This is a genomic window from Streptomyces sp. NPDC087440 (assembly GCF_044744005.1).
Taxonomy (GTDB): Bacteria; Actinomycetota; Actinomycetes; order Streptomycetales; family Streptomycetaceae; genus Streptomyces.
In genome coordinates this window covers 12,488-31,814 of record NZ_JBIUXN010000003.1, presented here as the reverse complement: position 1 = coordinate 31,814, position 19,327 = coordinate 12,488, and the positions used below count along the sequence as shown (strand labels likewise).

The window sequence follows — 19,327 nt, the reverse complement described above, 5'->3', positions numbered from 1 at the left end:
AGGGAAGCCGGACCCACCAGCCGCTCAGGGACGGCTCGAACAGGAAGTCCGCGCGCCGCAGGATTTCCCCGGCGAAGGCATCGAAGCCGCCGAGGACCTCCACCTCGCCGCCAGGGCCTCGGACGATTCGAATCGGTTCGGCATCGGAGGTCATCGGCCGCGCCCAGCCGTTGTTGCCGACATGTGGACGGAGGGTGCGGCGGTGGGCTTCGGAGGGATCGGACGGGCGCGGGGCGGGGATGTCGTCAGGGCCGGTCCGCGCTGCGGCGAGCGGTTCGCTGCTGCCTGCGCGCTACGGGCGCGGCTCTCCCTCGGCTGGCCGTGGAGGGCCGGCCCGGGAGCGGCGAGGTCCGCGTCGGTGTGCACGGCGTAGCCCAGGCCGCGCAGGTCCTGGGCGGCCTGCAGCGCTCTGCGGATGCCGTCACGTTCGGGTTCGGTGAGGCGGTAGAGCCCGGTTTCACCGGGGACCGGCTGGAACTGTTCACGGACGAGAAGCCAGTCGGCCAGGTGGCTGGACACGGTGGGTGTGAAGGCGGCGACGATGCCGTGGTTCTTGTGGGTGCCGAAGACGAAGTGGGTGCCAGGGTCCAAGCAGGGGTCTCCTCAGATGGTGTTGATGCAGGTCAGCGACGAGATGCGGGGCGGGCCACAGGCAGCGCGCGAGGAGTCGCTGTGACCGGGAGGGCAAGGCGGAGCTGAGGGGCCGAATGGTGGACCTGTCGTAGGAAGGCGTCGGTGTGCGTGAGCCAGGTCTCGATGGCTGGCCACGTTCTTGCGATGCGTTCCTCGCGTGCGAGGTCCTGTCCGTCCCCCAACTCCAACCGAAATCCAGAGAGTTGTGCAAGTGCGTAGGTGATCCGGCCGAGCGGCACCGTGTCCTGGGGCCAGGGGCTGCTCGCGGGGCGGCACGAGCGGGCCAGCGGATCCACGTGGTCGATGACGTCCTGGAAGATGCGCCAAGCGCGATCCTGGAATTCTGTGAACTCGGTGTCCGAGAGCGGGGCGGGCAGCGAAGTGGCGTCGCTGTTCCTTTCCGACTCGGCCATGGAATTCCAGGCGCCGTACTCGTCGCGTATGTGGGTGAGTGCGGTAGCGACGGCGTCGGTGCGCCGGGCATGAAGGGCACGGTGGTAGCCGGGCAGATAGTGGTCGGCGATGGCCTTCGCCGAACGGCCGGGAAAGGGACCCACGGCGACGCTGCTCGGGGCATGCGGATCATCGTGGCCCCCGTTGAACGGACGCGAGGCGAGTGCGCCGACCAGGTAGCCGAACTCCTTGCCAGGGTGCTCGACGAGCAGCAGCGTCGTTCCTTCCGCCATGTCTGTGAGCGAGGCGGCGTACGCGATCCGCTCTGTCTGCGCGATGCGGCCGAGATCGCCGTTGTCCCACAGCCAGTGCACCAGGTCTTCCTGCCACACCGGGTGGGAGTAGACCTCGACCTCTGCTCTCCACCGGCCGGGCAGCCGCTCGGCGATGTCGCGGGCGGCATCGCCGATGTAGCGCCGACTGTTGGTGCTGACGCTGGTGCGGTGACGCGCCGCGCACTCTACGAGATTGGCCAAGGCGCTGCGGGAGACATCCGGGTCGCGCCCAGGCACGTGGTAGGTACCGTCCTGGCGCGAACGGAATCCGGCCTCGCGCAGCGCGGTGGCGGCCCAGGGGTGCTGAGGACCGGAGGAGATGGCCACGACGCCCGCATCCCGGCTGTACGACAGATCGATGTGTGCTTCAGCCACGGACCAGGACCTCGTGTGGGCACGCGACTTCGTGAGCTGTCAGTCCTGCCGGAATGCCGGCGCCCGATCCTGGCGAACGGCGGTGTGGTCGGTGGGTAATGGGCAATCGATCCTTCGTGCGGGGCTCGGTGGCGCTGAGCTATCAATGGTCGCGAGGAACACCGGTTGGCCCAACCGGCGATGTCCGGCTATATTCCGGGCCGATTCGTCGCCGGGAGTGCGTCATCCTGTGCCGTCGCTGGCTCAGGTCGAGCTGTAGGGAACGCGACTTCATGAGCAGTGGCTTCTGCGGAAACGCTGGAATCCGCCTTTCGTGAGCAGTTCGGATACGGGTGATCATGAGCAATGTTGCCTGGTCGGGTTTGAGCCGGAGCCGCTGTCGGTAGCGAACTTCCGGTTGGGGGTAGCAGGGAGGGTGGGGCGTCCAAGGGCTCATCACCGGTCGGGAGTTGGGGTGAGCTTCAAGGGTCGCGACGATCGCCGGTTAGGCGAACCGGCGATCGTCGTCTACATTGCGCCCGCTCGGTTGGCGTGGCTGACAGGTTCTCGGCCATTGGTCTGGGCCGAGGTCGGCTGAGACGTGAGGTCCCGGTCTGGAGTCCTTCCGAAGTCGGGTGTTCTCCGCGCGCGCTGATCTTCGTTGTCTGCTCGCTCTCCGGTGGGCTCCTGCAATGGATTGGTGGCAGGGCAGACTGCTGGGCCGGTTAGGTCAGGGCGGATCGTTTCTGCGGTGACGGACCGTGCCGTACCAGCCCCACTGATCATCTTGGGCAGGCAGTGCTCCTTCGTTGCCGCGCTTACCCCGGACCGCAGCTAGTGGACCCAGATCTTGGGTCCGGCTCGGGCCCGCGGTCGACTGTCACGCGGTCTCGTCGGAGCGGGTGAACGGAGCGAAGGCGACATCGACGGCGGTGCGGGGGAGTTGGGTGATGACGCCGCGTTCGTTCTCGGTGAGGTCGATGACCGCTATCTCTTCTTGACGTGTTCCTTGCCGCGGCAGTTTGCCTCGCCGTGGTGCGGGGGAGGCCAAGATCACTGCGCCGCCGCAGCCAGGAACTGACAAGGGCGGCACATAAGAGCGAACCGGAGAGGCAGGACCTGATGGGACTCATCCTTCAAAGCGCCGATGCTCGGATGCACGCTGTCGTTGGGGCGTTCATGAAGGAGATCAGCAAGATCCCCACCGGTCGAATTCATCCAGGTCTTCTGGACGGGGTTCATGTGGGCACCGCTCCCCTGAAGACGAGTGCTCGGATCAGCGTCACGGGCTCCCGGACGCTCAAGGTCACCGTGTGGGAATCCAGCTCCCAGGCGGGGGCGGAGAAGGCGATCGAGGAGGCTGATCTGGGGGTGACCGTGACCAGCGAGGGCAAGGACATCCTTGTTCGGTTGCCGGAGATGACCGAGCAAGTCCGGGCAACCTACGCTGCGAAGATCGCTGATGCAGCGAAGAAGGGCCGCGAGGCCGTGCAGGCTGCGGGCCGTGAAGCCGCCGATGATCTGGATGCCCAGCGCAAGGCAAAGGTGCTGAGTGAGGACGATGCCCGTCACGAGCGAGAGCGAGTCCAGAAGGCGATCGAGGCCCGCATTGGGGAGATCGATGCGGCGGAAGCCGACAAGCTCAAGAGGTTGCAGTCGTCCTAGGTCGGGCGAACCGCCGGTCAGCTTGCTCCTTAAGGTCCGCGACGATCATCGTGACCTCAAGGAACCAGCTCAGGTCTAACCCTGCGCTATTCGGCGACATCGCTGTCAGGGTGCCGCTGGAACCCTCTGTTGGAGGTTCAGGTCAGCACGTAACTGTGTGCTGGCCTGAGCACTGGTCACATTGGCACCAACGCCCAGGCCACTCCCTGGCTACTTGATCGACTTCAGCCGGCCCAGGGTCTCGTGGAAGTCCTGGAGAGCCGCGGCGAGCTGGGTCGCGTCTGCCACTGCCTCGGGGTGGAGGAGGCCGCCCACCCGCCCGTCCTGGCGAAGCGTGAGCGCCCCGGATTCCCAATGGGCCACCGGCCGCACTACTTCCGCGAGAAGGCGTGCGGCCACCGCGTCGCGCGTCAGCGAGCAGCAAGCGGGCCAGCTCCAGGCGGCTCTCGTAGACGACCTGGCCGCCCGTCGTCGCCGAGGCGTAGTCGCCCGAGTAGTGCGCCATGCCGTGTACCGAACGGACCCGGCGCCACGGGGCCGATTCGTCGAAGTCTTCCAAGCGCAGCAGGTTGAAGGGGACTTCGCGAGTCGGCCCGTCGGTGTACCGAATCGATGCCGTAGGAGTGTTGTGCTTGCTACGGCTCGTCCTCGGATGCTGTACGGCCATAGTTGAACGATGCGGAAGGAACGCGCCGCCCAAACCGGAAGCCCCGTTAACAGCCGACAACTGACAACTACCGAGCGTTACTGATGCCCATGATCACGCGGAAATGTCCAAACGGTGTCCATGATCACGTGGAAGTGTCCACGGAATTGCGGAACCTGATATGTAGGTCGTTTTGTCAAGTGGGCAGGGGGAGTTGGGCTCGCTGGGCGGGCCGGGGGTGGTGCTGTGGGACCGGCGGGAGGCCGGGGTGCGTGTCGTGCGACGACGCGCGGTCAGCCTGATATCCGCGGGTTGGTTACCGCATGACCGGGTGTTCGTCGGGGACAGGGCCTCCGGTCTACAACCGAGCGTGGCCCGCCAGGGGCTGCTCATAGGTTCCGCGGGCATCGTCCCTCGCGCTGACACGTTCCGGTCTCCCGCCGGCCGTTCTGTGGACCCCGTGGGGTCAGTCCTCCATCATCGCCAGGCTCCAGCACCAGCCCGCCAGTTCGCGGGCGACGGCCACGGCCGCGACGTTGGTGTTCTTCTTCCGGTCGAGAAAGGCTTGCCACCGGTGGTGGAGCCGCCGGTTGCCGAGATCGGCCCGCTGTCGCACCGGCGCGGGCGCCAGTTCCATCCGGCGGCGCAAGCTCGCCCCCGGCCCGCGGTAGGGCCGGTAGTGCTGCCACGACGCCTCCACCAGGAGCCGCCGTGCGTGCGTATTGCCGGTCTTGGTGATCGGCCCCTGGCAACGGTTGGGGCCCGAGGAGTGCTCGCTGGGCACCAGCCCGAGGTAGGCGCCGATCGTCGCGCCGGTGAACCGGTGCCAGTCACCGACCTCGACGGCCAGAGCGAATGCGGTCAGCGTGCTGACGCCGCGCAGGCAGGCCAGTCGGTGCACCACCGGAGCCCATTCGGGGCGGGCAGCCGCAGCACCGATGCGCTGGTCGAAGCGGTCACGCATCGCCTCCAGGGTGAGAACCTCGTCCATCCCTTCATCGAAGGTGAACTGGGTGTCCGGGCCGTCGAACCGCTGCTTGGACAGCCACTCGTGGTGCAGGCAGGTCCAGCCCGTCCCGCCGCGCCAGACCCGGCCCTGCCGCAGCAGCAGCTTGGAGATCCGGTTGCGGGCGCGGGCCAGGTCGCGGCGGACATCGTCCCGGCCCCGCACCAGATCGCGGGCGGTCTCCTCGGAGGGCGTCGGCACCCGCACCGCCGGGAGTTCGTCCATCCGCAGCAGCTTGGCCAGCCGCTTTGCGTCCCGCTTATCTGTTTTGATCCGGTCGCCGGCCGGCCGCTCCATCTTCGACGGGGCTGCCACCACACAGCGGATGCCGACCTCGTCCAGAGCCCGGGCCAGCACGAATCCGGTCGGTCCGGCCTCGTAGGCAACGGCGGTCGGCTGGGGCAGCCCGGCCACCCACACCATCACGTTGTGCGTCTCGGCATCGAGACGCTTGCTGAAGATCTCGCCCGTCTCACCGTCCAGTGCCCAGGCCGTCGTAGAACGGGCATGAACATCCAGACCGACCGACGTGCGCTCGGAGAACATCCGGTGCCTCCCGGTGTATGCGGCTGTACCCGCTCCACCGTGTCGGCCGGAGGCCAACGGAAGTCAACCTCTCCCCAGAACATCAGCGTTCAGAACCGACGGCGGCCACGGTTTTGGATGCTTCATACGGTCTACACGAGCGCCATGGCGAAGTACGGCACGCAGGCTCCGCCCGTACTGCCAGGCGTGTTCGCGGGCGGCCGTCTCCAATTGGTCGTACGAGCTCTGCCGGGTCATCTGGCCTTCGTGCTTGCGATAGCGGTAGACCGGGAGCGGGAGCAGTACCCCCGGTGCCAGGCTGGTGACTCCTACGGCGGCCATGTAGTCCTCGCCCTGGACCAGGCCGCCCATCGGGGCGGCCCGGACGAGGTCGGTACGCGCGAGAATCGTCGTGGGCCCGATCGGGATGGTGTCGGTGGGCCTCTTCCAGTACGTCCACACGTCGCCGGCCTCGTGCCGTCCAGGCGGCGTCGGGCAGCGCCACAGGGCGGTCGATCCGTCCGGGTGCAGGTCCTCACTCCACCCCGCGCACCAGCCGACCCCGGTCGATTCCAGGACGCTGAGCCGCATGGACATGGCCTCGTCGGAAAATACGTCGTCATCGTCCGCCCAGTTCACGAAGGCGGTGCGCACGTCGTTCAAGGCCAGATTCCTGGCGCAGGCGGCACCCACCGCGCGAGGCAGGGCCAGGGTGCGTACCCGGGGGTCGTCGGCGAGCGGGGCGGGCAGGCGGGCCGGGTCGGCGCCGTCGAGGGCGATCACGGCTTCCCACGGAACGGACTGGCGGGTGAGGCTGGCGTGCATGGCGGTCAGGTAGTCCAGCCGGTCTGCGCGCAGGCGGGTGGCGATGACGACTGTGATCGGTGGGGTGGTGCGCGAGGACAGGGCGGATCTCCGGGGAAGAGGGCTGGGGTTAGCGGTGAGCGGAGGTGCGTGGAGTGGCGGCCGTGGCGGTAGGGGCTGCTGCGGGGGTGGTGCTCGGTGGGGTGGTCCGTCTGGAGGTGACGACCGGGGCGAACTGGGGGGAGGCCCACAGGGCCGGATGGTCGCTGAAGACGGTGTGCGGTGCCGTACGCCAGCTGACGACCGGGCCTCTGTCCGCGTAGTCCACGCTGATCGTTTCGATTCCATGCGGGTGCAGGACGTACCCCCACTTCATGTCCTGTGCCACCGCGGTGGCGTCGTTGACCACCATCCGTACCGGCGGCGAACCATCCAGGGTCTTCAGGTGGTCGAGGCTGCGGCTGGGCCACTGTTCTCCGCCGGTCAGCGCGGCCACGAGGGCGGGCGGAGCGTCGTCGAGAAGGTCGGTGCCGAGTTCGTCCCAGCCCACGGAGACGTCGTCGACGAGATGACGGGTCATGGCCTCCAGGTCGGCTTTGAACCGGTAGTTGAAGGCGGAAAGCAGCAGGGGAAGTTGGTGGCTGGGGACGCCGTCGAAGTGAACGTAGATCCCGTCGTAGCCGGTTTCCGTGGGGCGAGCGATGAACGAGTGCGTTGACAAGGGTCTCCAGAATCTTCCCGGCTATCGGCGGGAGTCGGGGGCCAGTAGAAGCACCAGCGGCAGGGGATCTCCGGGAAGGACGACATGCTCGGAGTCCCGCCGGGCTCGCCGGCGCGGATCGTTGTTCGTGGCGCTGCCACGGCGGGCGGCGACGATCTGCTCGGCGTGGCGGTCCGCGGGCTGGTACAGCTCGAAGTCGGGGTACTGCATGGTCGGCCTCTAGACCGATTCGCTCGGGCCGACGGGCTTCGCGTCCGTGCGGCGGCAGCCGTATCCCAGAAGGCTGGACGACCCGGAGCCGGTGGGAACCGCAGCGGCATCAGAGCAGGTGAAGCGGTAGTTAAAGCCCGGGGCCGGGGTGGTGCCAAGCCACGCGCGGTCCTGCATCTCCGGCACGATGCGGTATCCCGGAGCGGTCACTGCGTCGTTCTGGGCATGGGTGTGGGCGAAGACGACGAAGGTGCCCGTGGTGGTTTTCAGTGCGTACGAGCCGGTGAACTCGGGCGGCACGGCGGAGAACTTGGTGGTGCCGCGCGTGCCGAACTTTCGGGCCGCCTCGTTGTGGATCTTGATCTGCTGCTGCGAGGAGGCGGTGGGGGCGAGCACCTTCTGTCCGGACAGGCCGCCGGTGACGAAGTTGTCGACGACTGCGGCGCGGAGCTGGTCGACCGGAGTCGCGAGGGACTTCGATGTGGCGTCGACCGCGGTGGCGTAGCCGTCCTTGTCCCGCACGATCGTCGGGAGCTGGTGAGGATCGGCGAGGTCGACGGTGGAGACCATTTCCCACTGCTTCGTCGTCGTGTTCTCGGCCATGACGAGGACTCGGGCGTACTGCTGCTGGTTGCCGCCCCGGGTGATCGCGGCGAACCAGCGGGGTTTTCCGGAACCGAGGCGAGGGATGAACAGGTCGGTTTCCGACAGGCGGTACGACCACGGAATGTAGGCGCGGCGTTCACCTATCGGCAGTGCTGCCTGCCCCTTGTGGTCGGCCTTCGACATGGCTTCCCGGGGACCGCCTTCGACGCTGCCGAGGAGGTTCAGGTCCTGGGTGGCGTTGGCCGTGTTGTTGACCTTCGAATAGTTGGCGATGGCGTCACGGGCCTGGGCCGGGCTGAGTGCCGGGGCCAGGGGCGGTGCGGCCGTGATGGTAGGCGTGCTCTTCTGGGCGACGGGAGCGCCGTGGTCGCTGGTTCCGCAGGAGGACAGGGCGAGAGCCATGCCGACTGCTGCGGTGGTCGCGGACAGGAAGCGGGGAATGGGAAAGGGCTGGATCGGGTGGCTCCGGTGAGAGGTAGGGGGGAGAGGTCAGCGTGCCGGGCCCCTGGGCGCGGACAGCAGGTGAGGTCCGGGGTGCGCGGCAGCGGGGGTGGCCGACGGGGTCGGTGACATGCGCCGGGCCGGGGCCGACGCAGTGAGCCGCTCGGCATCGCGGTGCAGCTGGCCGGACGCTTCGGTGAGGTAGCCGCGGGCGCTGTCGAGACGGTCGTCGAGGACTTCGCGCGCAGACCGTACGGCCTCTGCCCGGTCGGGCGTTCGAGGGTGGCCGGCGATCTCCTGGAGGAAGCCGACTTGGGTCAGCACTTCGCCGAGATCCGCCAGAGCGAGACCCAACGGCGTCGCCGCGCGGGTCAGAGACCCGATCCGGCGCCGGGCAAGGGTGTCGGGGTTCGTCGTGCGGCTGTGCCGGACGTTCTGGAGGGCAATCTCGGCGAGCAGTTTCGTCAGGGAGTGAAGGTGCTCCTCCAGGTCGTACGAGATGTCCCGGCGGGTTTGGCGGAGGTCGGGGCGCGGCAGGTCGTCTGCCGCGCCGTAGAGACGGTCGGCCACCGAGCGCAGGTACATGCGCTCGACGAGGCCGGGGGAAGCAGCGGGTGGCTGCGGCGTGGTCACCGGGTCCTCGTTGACGGACGCGTGGGGGCTCCGGGGAGGACGGGGGGTCGGCCGCTCGGGGAGACGAGGCTGGCGGTGTTGCCCCGGGGGCGCATGGCGGGGGTGGTTCGGGGCGGCAGGGCCTGAATCCTGTCGACGGTGAAGTGCAGGTTCTCGCCGACCTCGCGCAGGGCGGCTGCGGCGTCGTCGAGGTCGTAGTGCAGGTCGTACTCCTCGTCACCGAGTTCCTTGACCTTCTCGGCGGCCGACTCGAAGAATTCGGCGAGCCTTTCGAGGAGTCCGTCGGTGGGTTCCAGGACCTGGTCGACGAGGCCGGCGGCGTGCTCGGGGGAAGCGGATTCCTTGAGCTTGTCCGTGAGATCCAGGACGTCGCGGCCGTAGCGGTAGTGGGTTGTCGGGTCGGTGGGGGTGTTGGCGTGCAGGTAGTCGGGGGTGGGTGAGGGCAGCGGGATCTCCGTTGGCGTGAGGACTTCGCAGCGGAGCTACCGGGTGATGGCGGCGCCGCGCCTGTGTGGGGTTATGGAGTGGGGCGGTTGGGCCGAGGGCGGGATACCCCGGGCGCGTGAGTCGGCAGCCGCCGGAGGCGATACGCGGAGGTTGACGCCGATCCCGCGCTGGGCAAGGTGTTCGGTTACCGCCAACAGGCGCAGGGCCTGGCCCACGTCGCCGTATTCCGCGGCCAGGAGGAAGGCACCCTCGTGGTGGTTGAAGTCGTGGGCGTAGAGCGTGTGGCGAGCTGCCTCTGGGACCGTCGCGGACGGGGCACCGAGTGCCCCGTCCGCGTACCGAGTCAGGGTGAGGACCTGGGACACCTTCGGTGGCGTCGGACGTGGCACCGGATCAGCCATGAGCAGTGCGTTGTCGTGGACAGTGGCCAGCGCCTTTTGGTAGCGGGGCAGGAGGCGGCGTGCAACGGTGGCGGCGGCGCGGGCCGGCGAGTTGGCCACCTTGATCCCGTTGGGCTCTTCCACCCCGTCGAAGTGATGAGGCTTGACGTCGTCATCGGGCAGGAGGGGCACCACGAGGAACTGGTCGAGATGAGTGGGGCGGTCGATGACGCACAGGCTCTGTCCGTCGGGACCGTGGAGCAGAGCGTCGTGGCGGACGACGAAGGTACTGAGGGCCCATTGGGCGTGCCCGGCATCCCAGATCTCGCTGGCGAGGGGGAACTGGTCGCTGTAGGCGGCATGGTGGTGGTATTCGCTGGTCCAGGTGCCGGGCAGGCGTGCGGCCAGTGCAGCGGCGAATGTGGCGAGGCGGGTGCGAGGCGGGGGCATGGACTCCGGGGGCTTGTACGCGAGGCAGGAGGGGCGCTATCGGCCGCGCTCAGGGCGCGTGGTGCGCGTAGAGGCGGCAGGTGCCTGGGAGGGTTCCGTGCCGAGCTGGGGCGGGCGGGGTGAGGCGGCCTCTGCGGGCCGGGCGACCTGCCGGTACATGTGGATTGCTTCGTCGAGATGTTCGACGGCGTCGGCATGTCGGGCTGCCAGGATGTCGATCTGTGTCGCCGAGTTCTGCAGCACACCGAGGGAGTTGATGACCGATGTTCCGTTGGCGAGGCGTGTGAGGTTGTCGGCGGAATGCCGCGCTTCATCGACGAGTCGTTCGTGCAGGTGGTCCAGGGCCCGGGCGGACCGTACGACGAAGTTGGCGAGGACGTCCTCGGTGCTGTCGTCCGGGTGCAGGCCCCAGAGCTGGCGGGGGGTGATGCCCAGGTCCTTGAGCAGCTTTCGCGAGCCGACGGCGGTGGGTGCGAGGTTGTTGGTCCGGTTGGCTGAGGCGGGGGACGGCGATGGCCGGCTGTCTTCACGAGCCATGCGACGGAGTGTTCCTGTCGCTGGCGGCCATGGCGTAGAGGCATCCGGCGAAGGCAAGGACGAGGGGCGCGAGGGCTGACATCCACGTGACGGCTACGTCGTCAGGCTGCCACACGGCGCCTGGACTTTGGCGTGTGCCCAGGTGGCCGAGCACGAGCACCGTCACTCCGCGTGTGACGACGGCGATGAATGCCAAGACCCATGCGGTGGATGCGGTGTTCTCGTCGGCGTGCAGCCGTACGGCGGTGTAGAGGGCGAAGGCGATGAATCCGTCGAGGACGACCAAGAACAAATAGGGGAGCGGAGTGGGTGCGTGTGTCGTGGCCGGGAGCTGCTGCAGCAGGTTGAAGGCGAGCAGGTAGGCAAATGCGAGCGCCATGAACCAGGCTGCCGGGGCGCTCCTGTACACGGAGTGCGGAGTTATGTTCGACGGTGCCGACGCGGCAGGCGGTCGGGTGGGGTGGGGTATGAGGGCTTCCTAGGTCGGTGCCTGACGGGAGAGTGAGCAGCCGCCCGCGCTGCGGTATTCAGTGGCGCTTCAGAATTCGTGAACTCGGCGTCTTTTCAGTGCATGCGCGCGTCTGTGTCGAAGAGCGCCAGCTCGCGGGCGTGTAGCTGGTGTTGCACGATGAAGCTCCGTCCTGCGACCTTCCAGAGGCCGCGCCCGCGGTTGAGGTGGGCGATGGCGTCCATCTCGACGGAGGTCAGGCCGAGCAGCGAGGCGGCGGCCTGGAGCTGGTCGGATTCCTGCCGGTAGATGATGCGTGTGGAGCAGTCGGCGAGGAGACCCTCGGCGAGCGCGCGTCCCTGTGACCCTGCGTCGCCTGCGGTGAGCAGGTCGGAGAGCCTGTGGATCACCATCAGGTTGGCGATGCCGAGGCCGCGGGACAGTTTCCACTGGGCCTGCATCCGTTGCAGGAGCCCGGGGTGGCGCATCAATCTCCACGCCTCGTCGTAGACGATCCACCGTCGGCCGCCGCCGGGGTCGCTGAGGGCGGACTCCATCCACGCGGAGGCGCAGGTCATGGCGAGTACGAGCGCGGTGTCGTCGGCGGAACCGCCCAGCCGTGACAGGTCGATGGTGAGCATCGGGGCGGTGGGATCGAAGCGGACGGTGGAGGGCGCGTCGAACATCCCGGCCAGGTCACCGTGTACCAAACGGCGTACCGCGTGGGCGAGGTCACGGGCTGCCTCCCCGAGCCGCCCCGACATCATCCCGGCGGCGTGGTCGAGGGCGTCGGGGTTGTTGAGAGCGGTGGCGATGTCACCGAGGAGCGGGGTCTGGCCGGTGGCGGCGGCGTGGGTGACCACCGCGTCGAGGGCGACGTCGAGAGCGGTGTGCTCCATCGGCAGCAGGTCCCGGCCGAGTACGGTCCGGGCCAACGAGGCGAGCAACAAGAGCCGCCGCTTACGGATCTCTCCGTCCCAGTCGCCCTCGGCGACGCTTGGAGGGCGGGGGGCGGCGTCCAGGGGGTTGAGCTTGCCGGGCAGCCCGGGACCGAGAGCGACGGACGTGCCTCCCAGCGCCTGCGCGACGGCCGTCCATTCCCCCTTGGGGTCGCACGGGACGTACACGCGGTAGCCGAACGCGACCGAGCGCAGGGCGAAGCTCTTGGCCAGCGCGCTCTTCCCCTGGCCGATCACACCGGCCAGCAGCAGGTTCGGGTTGGTGAACCCTTCGACGCGGCCGTACAAGGTGAACGGGTCGAAGGTGAAAGATCCTTCGGCGTGCACGTCCTTGCCGATGTAGATGCCCTCGGCGCCGAGTCCGCCTTCGGCGAGGAAGGGATACGCCCCGGCGGCCACGGCGGTCGTCATCCGGTGGGCGGGCAGCTTCAGGCGGCTTCCGCGTGCGGAGGCCGGTCCGGGGCGCCCGCTCGCTGGGTAGAGGGGAGCAGGCATCTCGTCCGAGGTGAGAGTGCCCGGCTCGTGTGCGGTCGCTTCACTTCGCGCCTTGGCGACGGCCTCGGCGAGCTGACGGCGAGCCGCTCTGCGGCTGGCCCGGTCGGTGCCGTGCGGGGTGAAAAGAGGTGATGCGGAGGCGCGGCGGGCGCGGCGGGCGGGCCGGCTGGTCATGAGGTTGCCTCGGTTCGGTTCGTGTTCATCGCAGGCAGCCCGTGACGGGCGGGCGGAGGTCCGTCGGCGTGGTCTTGCGACGGATGCTGTGCCCGGCGGCGAGGTGGCGCTGGCAGATGGTCAGAACCTGCGGGCCGTCGGGCAACCGGTCCGGATCGCATTCGCTCGTGCCGGAGGCCGGCAGCAGGTGGAAGGCGGAGTGGACTTCTGTGGCGGCCTGCCAGAGGCGGGTGTGGGCCGTGCCCAGATGTCGTCCGGCTGCGGGATGCGGCGGCCGGGTGGCCTCGGCGAGCTGGTCGAGCAGGAGGTGCAGCCCGGTGAGGTGGGTGTGCAGAGTGTCGAGGTGGACCCGGTCCACCGGGCGGGGGGCGAGCGGGGGCCCGGCAGCGACGGCTGCCGTGTGGTGGCGCAGTCCGGCGGTGGCGGCGCGCAGGTAGGGGTATGCCGGGTCGGCGGTGGAGGGAGAGGACAAGGGCGGTGGTGAGTCCTTCCTGCCGGGGTGGCAGAAGAGCGGCGGGGGGCTCAGCGGGAGCGTCCGGGAGTGGACGGTGGCGGATTCGGTGGCGGGGCGCTGGGCCTGCTGCGGGGGGCGGGGCGGACGGAGACGAGCCGGGCTTGTTCGTCGCGTAGATCCGTGCCCGCGTTGGACGGGCCCGCCCCGGCGTAGCTCCTCTCCAGGGACACCTGCGGGTCAACTCCGTAGTGACCCAGGGGGTATTCCTCGCGCAGCCACCCCTGGTAGGAGGGCAGGGTCTGGAGAACGCGAACCGCATCCGGGACGTCGGTGGCGTTGACGATGAACAGGCGCCAGTCATCCTCTACGGCGTGGCTGGAGCTGGAGACCAGGACCGTGTGGGCCCGCAGGGGAGGGTCCGCGACGAGCTGCTCCAGGCGCGGGACGAGGGTGTCCAGGTGGTCGCTGGCTTCGATGGCCGTTTCCCGGCGGGCCTCCTCGTAGTCGGCTATTTTCTCCCAGATCGGTTCGCCGTCGGCGTCGCGGTAGCGGTCGAGCTGTTCCTGGTGGCGTTGCTGCATCTCCCGAAGCGGGGGGAGCAGTGCCAGCAGGTCGTCGAAGAGCGGAGAGGGCGTCGGTGTCGGCTCGGGGGTCACAGGGCGGTCCTTGCGAGGGGAAGTGCAGCGAGGGCGAACGCTTCGGGTTGCTGGAAGACCAGGCGGCGCAGGTCGACGCCGGCGGTGACAGCGGCGGTTTCGATGTGTGCGCAGGCGGAGTCGAGGAGGGCGTCGGTCTCGGCGGTGACGGTGACCAGGCCGGTCAGGGCGACGTCGGCGTGGCCGGCGATGAGCTGCCGTTCACGGTTCTTGACGTCGGCGTACTCGACGGAGTCTTCTTCGCTGTCGACCTGTCCGCGGCGGGAGCGCTCGTTGGCGTCGGCGACGATCGCGGCCTTCTTCCGCTGGACGTCCCGCAGGGCGGATTCGAGTCTCTGCGGTGCGTAGATGAGGGAGAGGCTGCGGCGCACGCCGGCGGTGTACATCATGCCGTGCAGGAATCCGGCACCCATTTCGACCCGTGGCCAGTTCTCTATCCAATAGGTGACGTGGCGGGCAGTGTCGGTGCCCAGACGGTCGTACTCCTCGACCTGAACGACCGGACCGGCGGCTGCGGGGTCTGCTTCGGCGCGGCCGGACTCGGACCACTGCTGAAGTGCACCGAGCGCCTTGGGGTCGTAGGCAGTGCGAAGGGCAGCAGCGATCTCCCTGCTGGTCAGCCACCCGGTCACGGTCAGCCCGGCGTTTCGGGCGGCCTGGGAGATGGCAGCAGTGGTCTGTTCCATGACGGTGAAGGCACCGGGCAATCCACCGCCGGCCTGTGCGATCAGGCGCTTGGCGGCCCGCAGGTCGAGGGCGATGGCCAGGTACGTCTCGTGGGGGGCTGCGGCAGGCCCGGCGGAGGCGACCAGTTCGGCGTAAATCTCTCCGGCGACCGGGGTCTGGGGCTGGCCGTGCTGGGCCCAGTGCCGGGTGAGGGTGTCGCCGGAGTCGGGAACGGTGCGTTCCAGGACCTGCACGGTGGCGACGTGTCCGCTGCGGGCGATGCCCGCGAGCGCACGGCCCCAGCTGTTGACGTGGTGGTTCTGGACTGCCGGATCGAGCAGGGCGAAGGCCCGGCTGGTGACGCGGGCGACGGCGGTCAGGGTCTGGTGGTGCGGGTCGTGAACGGCGGCGGCGCCGTTCACGGAGTCGCCCGGGGTGACGACCGAGAGAGAGGCCGCAGTGCCGGGCAGGTGGAGGAGGCCGTCCTGGCGGGGCCGGCTGACCGGGCGGGCGAGCCAGAGGGTCTGGCCGGAGCGACGGCGCTGGGCATACCGCAGGACGATCGGCGCCCAGTCGATCAGGGAGCGGCCGTGCCGACGGATCGCGACCAGGGCAACGACCGCTGCCCACAAGGGGGTCAGGACCAGCGAGCCGAGCAGGCCGGTGGTGAGGACGGTCAGCAGCAGCAGCGCGAGAGCGGCCGAGACGAGGAGGAGTTGGGCAAGGGAGAGGCCGAGGATGATGCCACGGCGCGACCGATACGGAAACTTGACCGTGACCGGGGCGACGGAAAGAGCAGACAAAGGGCTGGTCCTGGTGGCGCGGTGAGGGCCCGGGGGCGGGAGGCTTCGAGTGCTTCCCGTCCCCAGGGAACGGACAGGGGATCAGGGCCCGGACGGGGGCGGCGGCGGGGCTGCCGAGCTGGTCCCGGTGGGCCGGGAACTGGCGGACGGCGGGGCGCCCTGCGGCGGAGGCGGTGTGCTCGGCGGAGTGGACTGCCATCCGCCGGACGGACCGGCTGCGGTGCTTTCCCCGGATCCGCTGGATCCCGGACTGCCGCCCACCTGGCCGCTCGTGTCGTCGGACGCGCGCATCGGTGGCGGCTGAACAGCCTTCGAGACGCTGTCCTTCACAGATGCCGCGTCGGGCAAGGAGCCCATGCCGCTGTCCTGCGAGCTCTCCTTCTCGTCGCCTCCGCCGCCCGGTGCGACGTCGCCGGGGAAGCCTCCGCCGGGGGACGCATCCGGGCCTTGCGGGGCGGCGCTTCCTGCTCCGGCCCCGGCTCCGGCACCACTGGAGGCTGCTGCCATCGCAGCCGAAGCGGCCTTCTTGGCAGCGCGCTCGGCATGCTGCTTGACGATCGTCGCTCCTGCACCGCCAGCGCGGTGCAGGGACTCGCCGTCGCTGCCTTCAGAGGCCCAGTGGACGAATTTGAAGGTGGCGTACGGGCAGATCAGGACCAGGACCAGGACGACGATTCCGGCGAGGACGTCGGCGAAGGCGGCCAGGCCCTTGTCGGGGTCGGCCTTACCCATGGCGGCGATACCGAGGACGAAGATGATCGTCATCAGGAGCTTGCTGGCCACCAGGGTGGCGGTGGCTTCGATCCAGCCCCGGCGCCACCGGCGTGCGGCTTCCCAGCCTCCACCGGCCCCGGCGAACACGGCCAGAGTGACCATGACCAGGATGCCGATCTTGCGGACCAGCATCACGCACCACCACAGGATGGCGCCGACGGCCGCACCGAGGGCACACAGGACCATTACCAGCCAGCCGAGTTGGTTGAGCAGGGTCAGCTGGTCGATCTTGATGATGCGGCGTACTGCCGATGAGATGTTCAAGTGCGCGGCCTTCAGCAGGCCGGCGGAGAGGGCGTCGACCACCTCGATGGCGACGGTGGTGAGCGCGACGGCGGCGAACGCGAAGATCACGCCGCTGGCGGTTCCGGTGAAGGCTTGGGACAGCGCCTGGCCGTCGCGGCGGATGGCGGCCCGCAGTAGCTGGGCGCAGAACGTGGCCACCAGCAGCACGAGACCGATCGGCAGAATGAGCCGGTAATTGTCGATGAACCAAACCGCGTTGAGGTCGACGCTGGTGGTGGAGTCGACCGCTTCGGCGGCGAGGTCGGCTGCGGTGGCGGCGACTTCACCGGCACTCTTCGCCAGCCAGTCGCCTATCGCCTTGCCCGGGTCGGAGGCGAAGTCAACGGCTTCGCCGACCGAGCAGAGAGCGCTCGCGACGGGGAGATCGCAGAACCCCATGGGGTGTTACCTCCTTTCGGTCAGGGCGCGACGCGTGGGGCGATAGCGACGAGCGAACAGTCGTGGGAAGGCCGGCACTGCACGGCGAGGGTGGTGGAGCGGTCCTCCGCCCCCTGGCCGCCCTTGGCCCAGGCGATGGTCTGCTTGCCGGTGACCGTGACGGCGTAGATGTACGCCTTGGTGATCGCCGCAGGGTCCTCGGCGAGAGCCTGCTTGAACGCGGCCGGGTAGTGAGCCCGAGTGGCCGTGGCAGTCGCGTTCTGCTGCTGGTCTCTCATCCGGGCCCACAGGGCAGGGGTGGGCATCTGGGCGGAGACCGAAGGCCAGTCGCCGTACTGGCTGTCGGTCGTCATCCACGCCTGCATCCCGGCGAGTTGCTGCTCGTGGGTGGTGCTGCGGGTGTCGTAGGTCCAGAGCATCTCGGCAGCGGCCTGGGCGAACTGGAGAGGGTCCGAGATCCGCGGGGGGCGGGGCACGGAACCCGTCTTGCCGGTCGTGCCCGGCTCGGCGGGGAACGTGCTGGCGGGGGACGCGGGGGGAAGGCTGCCGTTGCCGGAGGACGGGGCGGGCTGGGTGTCGCGGCCGGTGAAGAGCGCGACGGCTCCTGCGAGGACCAGCAGAAGCGCCAGTACCCCCGCGAGCACGGCAATGCGGCGCTTCGACGACCAGCCGATCCCGTAGCCCGATAGGGAGAGGAATCGTTTCTTCATTGGACCTGCGCCCCGAGGACCGAGAAGAAGCTCACGATGCCGTTCGCGGCACCCAGGCCAAGGGCGGCCATGGCGGCAACTTGGGCGCCCTTCTTGCCGTTGGCCTCCGCCTGGTGGCCACCGGTGTGGTGGCCCCAGGCCCAGACACCGAGACTCACGGCCAGGGCGCCGACGACGGCGATGAGGGCGAACATGTTGATCGAGTTGACGACGTTCTTGAGGACGGTGAGGCCGGGGAGACCGCCGGGCTGGGGGGAGATTCCCGGGTCGTAGGCGAGTTGGATGAGGTGGTCGGCAAGGGGGAGCATGGGTATGGCGAGGCTCCTTGTCTGCGCAGGCCGAAAGGCCCGGCAGGCGGGGAAGAGGAGGGGGAGCGCGAGGCGCGAGGGGCGTTAGAGGACGCGGCGCACGGCGAGGACGGTCCAGTCCTTCAGCGGCGTGATGCGCACCGGTTTCGTGGTGCGCGGGGCCTCGATGACGAGACCCTGGCCGAGGTACATGCCGACGTGCTCGGGGCGGGCGGCAGTACCGCGGGAGAAGATCAGGTCCCCAGGCTGCAGCGCCTTCGGGGAGACGGCCTTGCCCTCGTTGACCTGCGTATACGTGGTACGCGTGAGGGGGACGCCGGCCTTGGCGTACGCCTGCTGCATCAGGCTGCTGCAGTCGCAGCGGCCCATCGGGTCAGGTCCGTGGGGGTTGGTGCAGTGTCCGCCCCACTGGTACAGCGTGCCGAGCTGCAGCATGGCCCAGGAGATGGCCGTGCGGGCTCTGGGGTCGGCATCCTTGGGGATCTTGTAGCCCTTCGGGATGGCCCCTTCGGGGATCTTCCCGAAGGAGGAACCGTCGTCCGCAGTCCCGCAGTTGGCTGCCGGGGGAGCGGGCTTGGTGCCCGTGTCGGTGTTCCCCTTGTCGGCGCCGGGGAAGGACGCGGCGATGGCCTTCTGCAGTGCGGTCGCGAGCGGCTCCCACTGCGCGTAGGCGTTGGGGTGACCCGACTTCTGCACGGCCTGGGCGGCCTGGGTGACGGTCATCTGTTGCCAGCCGCTCACCTTGAGCAGCGCCTTGTAGAACGTCTCCGAGGCGTGGAGGGGGTCGCGGATCTGATCGGCGGTGCCCCAGCCCTGCGACGGGCGCTGCTGGAACAGGCCGAGCGAGTCGCGGTCCCCGGAGGACAGGTTGCGCAGCCGTGATTCCTGCAGGGCGGTGGCCAGTGCCACGATCTGCCCCCGGCGTGGGACGGCGAGGCTGATGCCGGTGGCCACGATGGTTCGTGCGTGCGGGACTTGCTGGGCAGGCAGGTCCAGGCCCTCGATCCGTACGGTCGAGGCGTTGCCGCCGTCGAGGATCTTGTTGACCTGCTCGGTGACGGTGTCCGTGTCCAGGGCGGGCAGGCACGGGTTAAGGGCACCGACGCCGGGGACGGTTTCGCTGGCCGACGTCATCATCAGGGCAGGGCCGGCCAGCATCAGGGGCAGCAGCACAACGACGCCGAGGCCGGCGGCGAGAGCCTTCAACCGGTGCGGGCTGCTCGCGCCGCAGCGGATTCGGGCAGGGGTAGATATCGAGACGTCATGAACGTGGTCCTTCGGGAAGCGGTGTCCGGCGTGATGGGCACGGGGGCGGCGGGTAAAAGGGCTATGACGCGGACGAGTTGCTTCTCGTCGGCGGGCGGAGCCGTGTGCTGCCGGGCAGGCAGGAACCCCTGGAATGAGGGGGTG

At 69.0% G+C, this 19,327-nt stretch carries 23 protein-coding genes; 2 read left to right on the top strand and 21 right to left on the bottom strand.

Features of this window, described 5'->3' with window-relative positions; genetic code table 11:
- Nucleotides 1-150: 150 nt before the first annotated feature.
- From ACIO3O_RS08380 to ACIO3O_RS08370, 3 genes are all read right to left on the bottom strand, one after another.
- Nucleotides 151-591, bottom strand: a complete 441-nt coding sequence (locus ACIO3O_RS08380) for a hypothetical protein (RefSeq protein ID WP_401743529.1) — start codon at nt 589-591, stop codon at nt 151-153.
- Nucleotides 592-623: 32 nt separating this feature from the next.
- On the bottom strand, nt 624-1,736 hold the full coding sequence (locus ACIO3O_RS08375) for a hypothetical protein (protein WP_401743528.1): 1,113 nt from the start codon (nt 1,734-1,736) through the stop codon (nt 624-626).
- Nucleotides 1,737-2,595: 859 nt separating this feature from the next.
- Nucleotides 2,596-2,772 carry a hypothetical protein gene (locus tag ACIO3O_RS08370; protein WP_401743525.1) on the bottom strand — a complete coding sequence of 59 codons (177 nt, stop codon included), beginning with the start codon at nt 2,770-2,772 and terminating at the stop codon, nt 2,596-2,598.
- 122 nt (nt 2,773-2,894) lie between these two features.
- Between ACIO3O_RS08370 and ACIO3O_RS08365 the strand changes: the two genes are divergently transcribed.
- Nucleotides 2,895-3,380, top strand: coding sequence for a ribosome recycling factor (locus ACIO3O_RS08365; protein ID WP_401743524.1), 486 nt, complete (start codon nt 2,895-2,897; stop codon nt 3,378-3,380).
- 210 nt (nt 3,381-3,590) lie between these two features.
- Here ACIO3O_RS08365 and ACIO3O_RS08360 read toward each other — a convergent pair whose 3' ends face one another.
- The 7 genes from ACIO3O_RS08360 to ACIO3O_RS08330 all read right to left on the bottom strand — a co-directional run bounded on the left by ACIO3O_RS08360 (nt 3,591) and on the right by ACIO3O_RS08330 (nt 8,972).
- On the bottom strand, nt 3,591-3,743 hold the full coding sequence (locus tag ACIO3O_RS08360; RefSeq protein WP_401743521.1) for a hypothetical protein: 153 nt from the start codon (nt 3,741-3,743) through the stop codon (nt 3,591-3,593).
- 749 nt (nt 3,744-4,492) lie between these two features.
- Nucleotides 4,493-5,578 (bottom strand): IS110 family transposase, encoded by a 1,086-nt coding sequence (locus tag ACIO3O_RS08355; RefSeq protein WP_401743518.1) that lies wholly within the window; start codon nt 5,576-5,578, stop codon nt 4,493-4,495.
- Nucleotides 5,579-5,641: 63 nt separating this feature from the next.
- Nucleotides 5,642-6,439, bottom strand: coding sequence for a glycosyltransferase family 2 protein (locus tag ACIO3O_RS08350; RefSeq protein ID WP_401744440.1), 798 nt, complete (start codon nt 6,437-6,439; stop codon nt 5,642-5,644).
- A 52-nt stretch (nt 6,440-6,491) separates the two neighbouring features.
- Nucleotides 6,492-7,082 (bottom strand): hypothetical protein, encoded by a 591-nt coding sequence (locus ACIO3O_RS08345; RefSeq protein WP_401743516.1) that lies wholly within the window; start codon nt 7,080-7,082, stop codon nt 6,492-6,494.
- Nucleotides 7,083-7,103: 21 nt separating this feature from the next.
- Nucleotides 7,104-7,292 (bottom strand): hypothetical protein, encoded by a 189-nt coding sequence (locus tag ACIO3O_RS08340; RefSeq protein WP_401743514.1) that lies wholly within the window; start codon nt 7,290-7,292, stop codon nt 7,104-7,106.
- Nucleotides 7,293-7,301: 9 nt separating this feature from the next.
- Nucleotides 7,302-8,300, bottom strand: a complete 999-nt coding sequence (locus ACIO3O_RS08335; RefSeq protein WP_401743511.1) for a hypothetical protein — start codon at nt 8,298-8,300, stop codon at nt 7,302-7,304.
- 87 nt (nt 8,301-8,387) lie between these two features.
- On the bottom strand, nt 8,388-8,972 hold the full coding sequence (locus tag ACIO3O_RS08330; protein WP_401743509.1) for a hypothetical protein: 585 nt from the start codon (nt 8,970-8,972) through the stop codon (nt 8,388-8,390).
- Between the two features lie 143 nt (nt 8,973-9,115).
- Between ACIO3O_RS08330 and ACIO3O_RS08325 the strand changes: the two genes are divergently transcribed.
- Nucleotides 9,116-9,412 (top strand): hypothetical protein, encoded by a 297-nt coding sequence (locus ACIO3O_RS08325; protein WP_401743508.1) that lies wholly within the window; start codon nt 9,116-9,118, stop codon nt 9,410-9,412.
- Nucleotides 9,413-9,454: 42 nt separating this feature from the next.
- Here the strand turns inward: ACIO3O_RS08325 and ACIO3O_RS08320 are convergent, their stop codons facing one another.
- The 11 genes from ACIO3O_RS08320 to ACIO3O_RS08270 all read right to left on the bottom strand — a co-directional run bounded on the left by ACIO3O_RS08320 (nt 9,455) and on the right by ACIO3O_RS08270 (nt 19,123).
- A complete protein-coding gene (locus ACIO3O_RS08320; protein ID WP_401743505.1) occupies nt 9,455-10,249 on the bottom strand; it encodes a hypothetical protein in 795 nt (264 codons plus the stop codon).
- 36 nt (nt 10,250-10,285) lie between these two features.
- A complete protein-coding gene (locus tag ACIO3O_RS08315) occupies nt 10,286-10,786 on the bottom strand; it encodes a hypothetical protein (protein ID WP_401743503.1) in 501 nt (166 codons plus the stop codon).
- A complete protein-coding gene (locus tag ACIO3O_RS08310) occupies nt 10,776-11,165 on the bottom strand; it encodes a hypothetical protein (RefSeq protein WP_401743501.1) in 390 nt (129 codons plus the stop codon). Before ACIO3O_RS08310 ends, ACIO3O_RS08315 begins: the two co-directional genes overlap by 11 nt.
- Nucleotides 11,166-11,350: 185 nt before the next feature.
- On the bottom strand, nt 11,351-12,862 hold the full coding sequence (locus ACIO3O_RS08305; RefSeq protein ID WP_401743499.1) for an ATP-binding protein: 1,512 nt from the start codon (nt 12,860-12,862) through the stop codon (nt 11,351-11,353).
- Nucleotides 12,863-12,887: 25 nt separating this feature from the next.
- On the bottom strand, nt 12,888-13,334 hold the full coding sequence (locus tag ACIO3O_RS08300) for a DUF6238 family protein (RefSeq protein ID WP_401743497.1): 447 nt from the start codon (nt 13,332-13,334) through the stop codon (nt 12,888-12,890).
- A gap of 50 nt (nt 13,335-13,384) precedes the next feature.
- Entirely contained in the window at nt 13,385-13,972 is a 588-nt protein-coding gene (locus tag ACIO3O_RS08295; RefSeq protein ID WP_401743496.1) for a hypothetical protein, read from the bottom strand.
- The gene (locus ACIO3O_RS08290; RefSeq protein WP_401743493.1) at nt 13,969-15,441 is read right to left on the bottom strand and encodes an SCO6880 family protein; all 1,473 of its coding nucleotides are present in this window, start codon (nt 15,439-15,441) and stop codon (nt 13,969-13,971) included. The genes ACIO3O_RS08295 and ACIO3O_RS08290 overlap by 4 nt, the downstream gene beginning before the upstream one ends.
- Before the next feature lie 81 nt (nt 15,442-15,522).
- Nucleotides 15,523-16,899 (bottom strand): ATP-binding protein, encoded by a 1,377-nt coding sequence (locus ACIO3O_RS08285; RefSeq protein WP_401743492.1) that lies wholly within the window; start codon nt 16,897-16,899, stop codon nt 15,523-15,525.
- Nucleotides 16,900-16,919: 20 nt separating this feature from the next.
- Nucleotides 16,920-17,609: a hypothetical protein gene (locus ACIO3O_RS08280; RefSeq protein WP_401743489.1), complete on the bottom strand. Its 690-nt coding sequence runs from the start codon at nt 17,607-17,609 to the stop codon at nt 16,920-16,922.
- A complete protein-coding gene (locus ACIO3O_RS08275; RefSeq protein ID WP_401743487.1) occupies nt 17,606-17,917 on the bottom strand; it encodes a DUF6112 family protein in 312 nt (103 codons plus the stop codon). Before ACIO3O_RS08275 ends, ACIO3O_RS08280 begins: the two co-directional genes overlap by 4 nt.
- Nucleotides 17,918-18,001: 84 nt before the next feature.
- On the bottom strand, nt 18,002-19,123 hold the full coding sequence (locus tag ACIO3O_RS08270; RefSeq protein WP_401743484.1) for a C40 family peptidase: 1,122 nt from the start codon (nt 19,121-19,123) through the stop codon (nt 18,002-18,004).
- Between the last annotated feature and the right edge of the window lie 204 nt (nt 19,124-19,327).

What these genes read in the sequence shown, in the direction of transcription:
- ACIO3O_RS08305 (WP_401743499.1), bottom strand. Translation starts at nt 12,862, where the DNA reads ATGACCAGCCGGCCCGCCCGCCGCGCCCGCCGCGCCTCCGCATCACCT.
- ACIO3O_RS08280 (WP_401743489.1), bottom strand. Translation starts at nt 17,609, where the DNA reads ATGAAGAAACGATTCCTCTCCCTATCGGGCTACGGGATCGGCTGGTCG.
- ACIO3O_RS08285 (WP_401743492.1), bottom strand. Translation starts at nt 16,899, where the DNA reads ATGGGGTTCTGCGATCTCCCCGTCGCGAGCGCTCTCTGCTCGGTCGGC.
- ACIO3O_RS08355 (WP_401743518.1), bottom strand. Translation starts at nt 5,578, where the DNA reads ATGTTCTCCGAGCGCACGTCGGTCGGTCTGGATGTTCATGCCCGTTCT.
- ACIO3O_RS08320 (WP_401743505.1), bottom strand. Translation starts at nt 10,249, where the DNA reads ATGCCCCCGCCTCGCACCCGCCTCGCCACATTCGCCGCTGCACTGGCC.
- ACIO3O_RS08310 (WP_401743501.1), bottom strand. Translation starts at nt 11,165, where the DNA reads ATGGCGCTCGCATTTGCCTACCTGCTCGCCTTCAACCTGCTGCAGCAG.
- ACIO3O_RS08365 (WP_401743524.1), top strand. Translation starts at nt 2,895, where the DNA reads ATGAAGGAGATCAGCAAGATCCCCACCGGTCGAATTCATCCAGGTCTT.
- ACIO3O_RS08315 (WP_401743503.1), bottom strand. Translation starts at nt 10,786, where the DNA reads ATGGCTCGTGAAGACAGCCGGCCATCGCCGTCCCCCGCCTCAGCCAAC.
- ACIO3O_RS08275 (WP_401743487.1), bottom strand. Translation starts at nt 17,917, where the DNA reads ATGCTCCCCCTTGCCGACCACCTCATCCAACTCGCCTACGACCCGGGA.
- ACIO3O_RS08335 (WP_401743511.1), bottom strand. Translation starts at nt 8,300, where the DNA reads ATGGCTCTCGCCCTGTCCTCCTGCGGAACCAGCGACCACGGCGCTCCC.
- ACIO3O_RS08340 (WP_401743514.1), bottom strand. Translation starts at nt 7,292, where the DNA reads ATGCAGTACCCCGACTTCGAGCTGTACCAGCCCGCGGACCGCCACGCC.